The sequence below is a fragment of the Gemmatimonas sp. genome, from assembly GCF_044345575.1.
Lineage (GTDB): Bacteria > Gemmatimonadota > Gemmatimonadetes > Gemmatimonadales > Gemmatimonadaceae > Gemmatimonas.
This window is the reverse complement of the sequence record NZ_JBIJAW010000195.1, coordinates 1-6,110: the sequence shown is the minus strand read 5'-3', so window position 1 is coordinate 6,110 and position 6,110 is coordinate 1. Positions and strand designations below refer to the sequence as shown.

Annotated in this window: 6 protein-coding genes; 2 read left to right on the top strand and 4 right to left on the bottom strand. The window is 66.5% G+C overall.

What is annotated here, in order from left to right; all coding sequences use genetic code 11:
• Positions 1-593: serine aminopeptidase domain-containing protein (locus tag ACIQ6O_RS11415; protein WP_396207914.1), on the top strand; the 593-nt coding region annotated here is incomplete at its 5' end.
• Positions 594-733: 140 nt separating this feature from the next.
• Positions 734-2,044: an amidohydrolase family protein gene (locus ACIQ6O_RS11410; protein ID WP_396207913.1), complete on the top strand. Its 1,311-nt coding sequence runs from the start codon at positions 734-736 to the stop codon at positions 2,042-2,044.
• A 9-nt stretch (positions 2,045-2,053) separates the two neighbouring features.
• Here ACIQ6O_RS11410 and ACIQ6O_RS11405 read toward each other — a convergent pair whose 3' ends face one another.
• From ACIQ6O_RS11405 to ACIQ6O_RS11390, 4 genes are all read right to left on the bottom strand, one after another.
• Complete coding sequence (locus ACIQ6O_RS11405) at positions 2,054-3,034, bottom strand: alkaline phosphatase family protein (protein WP_396207912.1); 981 nt, start codon at positions 3,032-3,034, stop codon at positions 2,054-2,056.
• Between the two features lie 17 nt (positions 3,035-3,051).
• Complete coding sequence (locus ACIQ6O_RS11400) at positions 3,052-3,966, bottom strand: 3-methyladenine DNA glycosylase (RefSeq protein WP_396207911.1); 915 nt, start codon at positions 3,964-3,966, stop codon at positions 3,052-3,054.
• Between the two features lie 39 nt (positions 3,967-4,005).
• The gene (locus tag ACIQ6O_RS11395; RefSeq protein ID WP_396207910.1) at positions 4,006-5,361 is read right to left on the bottom strand and encodes an RluA family pseudouridine synthase; all 1,356 of its coding nucleotides are present in this window, start codon (positions 5,359-5,361) and stop codon (positions 4,006-4,008) included.
• A 71-nt stretch (positions 5,362-5,432) separates the two neighbouring features.
• Positions 5,433-6,110: M1 family metallopeptidase (locus ACIQ6O_RS11390; protein WP_396207909.1), on the bottom strand; the 678-nt coding region annotated here is incomplete at its 5' end.

Below are 6,110 nucleotides of genomic sequence, written 5' to 3'. Positions count from 1 at the left end.
TGTGGCGCAGCTATCGCGGCACGAACGGCACACTCGTGCCCATGCGCGTCATCGCGCCAACGGCCGCGAGATCACGCGCCGTGGGTGTGCTCATTGCCCTGCACGGTGCCGGCGGCGACGAGAACATGTTCGCCGATGCCTATGGTCGCGGTGTGGCCGCACGGCTGGCGCGAGAGAACGACCTACTGTTCGTGTCACCGGCCACCACGCCGTTCATGACGAGCGCGGTCCATTTCGATTCGCTTCTGGCAGTGCTCGGCCGTGAGTACGCCATCGATGCAAAGCGCGTGTACGTGATGGGGCACTCCATGGGCGCCGGTGCGGCCGCACGCCTGGCGCAGGAGCGTCCGCAGGCCATCAGCGCCGTCGCCTGTCTGGCTGGCGGTGCCGCGGTGACCGTGGCCGGTGCGCCGCCAGTGCTGTTCATCGGCGCGCAGCTCGACCCCATTATTCCGGCCGCACGCGTGAAGGCCGCGGCCGCGGCGACACCCACGGGCACTTACGAGGAGCGGTCCAACGAGGGGCATACGCTCATGGTGCGTGCCGGCGTATTGCGCGCGGTGCCGTGGATGTTGAACGCGAAGGTGCGCTGAGGCGTCTTCGCCCCGCCGTCGCCGTTGCTGTCGCCAGCCTCACCACGCTCCCGCAGCCAGTAGACCGCTCGCTCCCCGCGCCCTTGGAGCGTAAGCTCTAGGGCCCTGCTCGCTGCTTCGATCCTCGTCCGTGAGGCCCCATGTCGTTCCGTCGTGCTGCTCGCTCCCTCCTCCACACCGCTCTCCTGATCACCGTGCCGACCGCGGCGGCGGGCGCGCAAGAAGCCACCACCACGGTGATCCGCGCGGCCCGCCTCATTGTGGGCGACGGCACGGTCATCGATCAGCCAGCGGTGGTGGTGCGCGGCGATCGCATCGTCGAGGCCGGCCCCGCGAGCCGCGTCACGGTGCCGCGGGGCGCCAAAGTCATCGAGCTCGCGGGTCATACGCTCCTCCCCGGCTTCATCGACACGCATACGCACCTCACGAGCATCGACTCCGACGGCGGCGATCTCGCTGCCATTCAGGAGACGGCTGCGCACGCGGGGATTTGGGCGGCGGTAAACGCACGCAAGACGCTCGATGCCGGCTTCACCGCCGTGCGCGAAGCGGGCGCGCCGGGCTTTGCCGACGTGGCCGCCAAGTCGGCCATCGCCCGCGGCATCATCCCTGGCCCTCGCATCTTCGCCGCCGGCGCCGCCCTGGGGATTCTTGGCGGACACGCCGACGTGAACGGCTACAGCCCCGAGGTGCAGCTCCCGGGGACCGGCACCATCGTGAATGGCGTGGACGAAGTGCGACAGACGGTGCGCCACCACGTGAAGTACGGTGCCGATCAGATCAAGATCGTCGCCACCGGCGGTATCCTTTCACAGGGCGATGCGCCCACGGCATCACAGTTCAGCGATGCCGAGTTGCGCGAAGCCGTGAGCGAAGCCGCCCGACTTGGGCGCAAGGTCATGGCTCACGCGCACGGTGGTGCCGGACTCACCGCGGCCGTGGAAGCCGGCGTGGCCAGCATCGAGCACGGTTCGCTGGTCACCGCCGAGCAGGGCGCGTTGATGAAGCAGAAGGGTACCTACCTCGTGCCCACGCTCATCATTCTCGAAGAAATCGTGAAGGATGGAGCCAAGAAGGGCTATCCACCGTATGCAGTGGAAAAGGCGAAAGCCATCGCCGCCGAGCGGCGCACCCGGCTGCGCGCAGCCTTCCAGGCCGGTGTGCCATTCGCCTTCGGCACCGATGCCACGAGTGACATTCACGGACGCAACGGCGAAGAGTTCCACTACATGGTGGAAATTCTCGGTGCCACACCCATGCAAGCCATCCTCAGTGCCACGCGCGACGCCGCCGCCCTCATTGGCATCTCGCGCGACGCGGGCAGTGTCACGACGGGCAAATGGGCCGATATCGTGGCCGTCGAGGGGAACCCGCTCGACGACGTGCGTCGCCTCGAGAAGGTGACCTTCGTGATGAAGGGCGGTGCGGTGTACAAGTCCGGCGGGAAGTAGCGCGCTATTTCAGTCGCGGGAGAGAAACGACACGCCTTCCATCTGCGCCGCGACCGCCGGTGAGGCCTCGATGCGCAGGAACCGGAGGATCGACGGGGCGATATCCACGATGGCCGCCTCACCACGAGTGAAGCGCGCCGTCAGATCGCGCTGGTTGGTCGCGATCCACGTGGTACGTTCGCGCGCCGACTTGCCGCCGTGCCCGCGCCCGGTCACGGCGTCGCGGCCGTGATCGGTGGTGACCACCACCATCCACCGCTCGCCGCGACGTTCGCGCTGCTGTACGGCAGCGTAAATGCGCCCCACCATGCTGTCGGCCCGCTGCACGGCCACGTCGAACCGGTCGCCATCACCATTGGCATGCGCCACATCGTCGGTGTACTCGAGATACACCCACGATAGGTCCGGACCCTCGGCGGCGATATACCGGGCCGCTTCGTTCGTCACATGCTGGTCGATGGCGAGGATGTACTGCTTCGCCCGATCGTGCGGGAAGCGCACGGTATCGCGTTCGAACCCGTCGAAGGCATAATCGAGTGTGAGTCCGCCCGCCTGTGGCTTGCCTTCCCCCAGTAGCACCGTGCGATTGTCCAGCCACGTGGAGAAGATTGCCGTCTGCTTCCGGGCATCCGCCGTCTCCACGATGCGGAAGATGGACCAGTAGTCGTAGTTGGGCTTCTGGTTGTCGTTGTTCCAGACGTTGTGCTTGTTGGCCCACGTGCTCGTGAGCAGACTCATGTAGCCGGGCGCCGAAATCGTCGGCGTTTCCGTCTTGCCGCCGAGCTCACCGCCCACGTGGGCGCGTGCATAGCCTCCGTCCTTTGCCATGGCGTCGATGAACGGCGTGGGCACCCGCTCGATGACGTCAGCCGGAATGCCATCGAGCAGAATGAACACGGCCTTGCGTGGCGCGTCCGGGGTACCCGCGTTGGGACGATGACACGCCGTGAGCAACAGGCCGAGCAGTACCGACGGGACGAGAAGTCGCATAGATGGTGAGACGGTGTTCAGGTAAGCTCGGGCTCGAGCACGTGAGCGATGACATCGATAAGCTGCTGCCGCAGCGCTGCCGCGCGGGCACTCAGATCGCGCTGACGCCGCTGATACTCGTCGCGGCCGGCGGCTGTCTCGATACACACCGGCTGCACGCCGAAGACCCGCAGGTCGTACGGGCCTGCCTGCATGTCGAGATCACGCAGGGCCATCGCCAACTCGAAGCACTCGGCGAGCAGATCACTCCCCACCCAGGGCATACAGGTGTACGCCCAGCGATAGAGGTCCATGTTGGCATGTATGCACCCGGGCTGCTCGGCGTCGTATCGGGTTTCCCACGCAATCGGCAGGCGATTGAACGGCTTCGCCGACGGTGCAAAAAAGCGGAACGCATCGAAGTGACTGCACGAGACCGGCCGGCTCTCCACGAAGGCATCGATTTCACCCTGCGGCAGCCGGAGCGGCGCCACGCCGGCATGACGAATCTCGAAACCGCCGTATACCATGGCCCACTCGTGCATGCCGTAGCACCCGAAATGCGCGGTGCGGTCACGGGTGTCGCGCAGCAACTGCCAGGTGCTCTCGAGCAATTCGCGCTTCGCGGGCGACATATCCCTCACATGTCGGCGAAGTACGCCGTCACCGAACCGATAGACCGGTGGCCGAAAGCGCTCACGCGCCTGATCGCTGTCCTCGAGCACCTCGTGCGGGCCAGGGTGCCAGGTTTCCAGCTTGCCCGCGGAGTAGCTGTAGTACTGAAAGAGAAAGTCGTGCACCGGATGCGACTCACCGCGGGCGCGCCGTTCACGGCGTGGTACGGTATACGGCTGCACACGCGCCAGATGCGCCGCCGCGCGTGCCTGCCACTCCACCGTGGACAGCGTCGTGAGGGCGTGCGGCGGTTCCATGGTGGAGTGCATGTCGGCCATGCTGAATTCTAGCCGCGCCGAGTGAGCGGGGGACAGCGGCTAGAAAGGCGCCGGCTGCTCCACCACGAGCGGGGTGCCCGTGACGGGATGCACGAACGCCAGGCGCTCGGCGTGCAGCAGCAGCCGCTCATCGTCGTCCGGCGGCGTACGGGCATACAGCCGGTCCCCCAGAATGGGCGCGTCGAGCCCGTCCGGGTGCGCGGCGTGCACGCGCAACTGATGAGAGCGCCCGGTGTGCGGCGTAAAACACACCCGGGTCCGACCACCCTCACGCGAGAGTACCCGCCACTCGGTGTGCGCCGATTTGCCGTGTACAGGATCGACGATGTTGCGCGGTCGATCATCGATGTCCACGCGCAATGGCAACGTGATGTGCCCGTGCTCACCCCTCACCGTCCCATCCAGCACGGCCACGTAATGCTTCTCCATATCGCGCAGCGAGAAGAGTCGCTGTAGTGCTTTCGCCACCTCGAGCGTCTTCGCCACCAACAGCAACCCCGACGTATCCATATCGAGACGATGCACCACCAGTGGTCCGGTGGCGTCGGGATACCGCAGGCGCAATCGCGAGACCACGCAGTCCTGCAGTGAGGCACTACGTCCGGGCACCGTCAGCAGCCCGCTCGGCTTGTTCACCACGAGTAGATGCGCGTCTTCGTACACGGCGCGCGGTTCGGCGGCATCGATGGCGGCCGCCCCGAACAACGGCGGCGGGTCAGCCGGTAACCCGTCGAGCATGTGCGTGAGGATGGGCAGACACTTGCCGCGACAGGCGGCGTAGAACACGCCTTCGCGACGATCACCCGTGACCGACGGAGCGCCCCACCAGAACTCGGCCAGCGCGAGTGGGGTGAGCCCCTTTGCGTAGGCCTGTGCCAGCAGCTTGGGGGCGGCACAATCACCGGCCCCCGCTGGCGGCTCGGCCGGTGCAAAGATGTCACGCAGCCCGCGCACCTCTCCGCGCCCGCTGGCGAAGCGATAGCAGTCCTGTATCTGCCCCATGAGTACGCGCGAGCGCGCGGTGCGCGCGGCGTCGAGCGACCGCACCGCCTTCGCGATGCGCTTGGCCTCCACGCTGTTCGTGTCAGCGGGCATGGTAGCCAGCAGCGCCGCCCGCTGCGCGGAGTAATCGAGCATCTCCGTCTCGCCCGGCCCCCACACCACATCACGCGCCACAGCGTCGAAGGTGGGCGGTGCCCATCCGTTGATCTCCCACTGTCCGTCGATCATGCCGGAAAAGCCGCGCAGATAGCCGAGCGTGCCATCGGGCGCCGCCACCACGAGCACGCCGAACATCTTGCCATTCCCCGGCTCGTGCAGACGCCATGCGTGGCCATGGTGCTGCTCCAGCACCACCATGAGCTCCGCGGCTGCGCGCCGCGCGAGCGGATGCACAGCCTTGCGGTCGAACGGCGTGGGAAACCGCGTGGGGCGCTCACTTTCCAGCGGCGCGGGGATGAACGCGATCAGCGCCGCACCTTGGTGAAGGAGGACTCCATGAGCACCCAATGGTTCGGGTCCAGACGGACATCCGCGGGTTCCGCCGATGCCGGTATGGAAAACGTTTGCGATTTCGCCTTGAGGTCGAGGCGATGGATAGTCGGCACTGCTTGTCCCGCCGTATGCACCGCGATCTCCAGCGGCATCGTGAACAGATGGCCGTCCGTCTGTACCTGATCGAGGGTGATCTCCACCTGCGCGGCCTTTGCATTGTATCGCCACCGCCCGGCGATCTGCAGGTTCCCGGGCTGGTACAGCCACTGCTCGAAGAACCAACCGAGGTCCCGCCCCGACGCCTCTTCCATCGCGCGCCGGAAATCGGCCGTGGTGGCGTTGGCGTTGAAGTGGCGCTGATAGTAGCTGCGGATGCCACGCTGGAACGCGTCATCGCCGATCACGCCCCGCAGCATATGCAGCGTCCAGCTCCCCTTCTGGTACGTATGCGAGCTCGTCACATCCTCCATGCGGGCGAGGTTGCGATGGATGATCGTGTAGCCGGGATTCGCGGCCGCGAACGACAGCACCGTGCGACGGCTCGCCTCGAGGCCACGCAGGAACTCATCGCGACCGTAGGCGTGCTCGATGAAGAGCAACGTGAAGTAGGTCGCGAACCCCTCGCTCAGCCACACGTCGTCCCAGTCGGC

Excerpts from the sequence above, each read along its gene's own strand:
- ACIQ6O_RS11410 (WP_396207913.1), top strand. The coding sequence starts at position 734 with ATGTCGTTCCGTCGTGCTGCTCGCTCCCTCCTCCACACCGCTCTCCTG.
- ACIQ6O_RS11405 (WP_396207912.1), bottom strand. The coding sequence starts at position 3,034 with ATGCGACTTCTCGTCCCGTCGGTACTGCTCGGCCTGTTGCTCACGGCG.
- ACIQ6O_RS11400 (WP_396207911.1), bottom strand. The coding sequence starts at position 3,966 with ATGGCCGACATGCACTCCACCATGGAACCGCCGCACGCCCTCACGACG.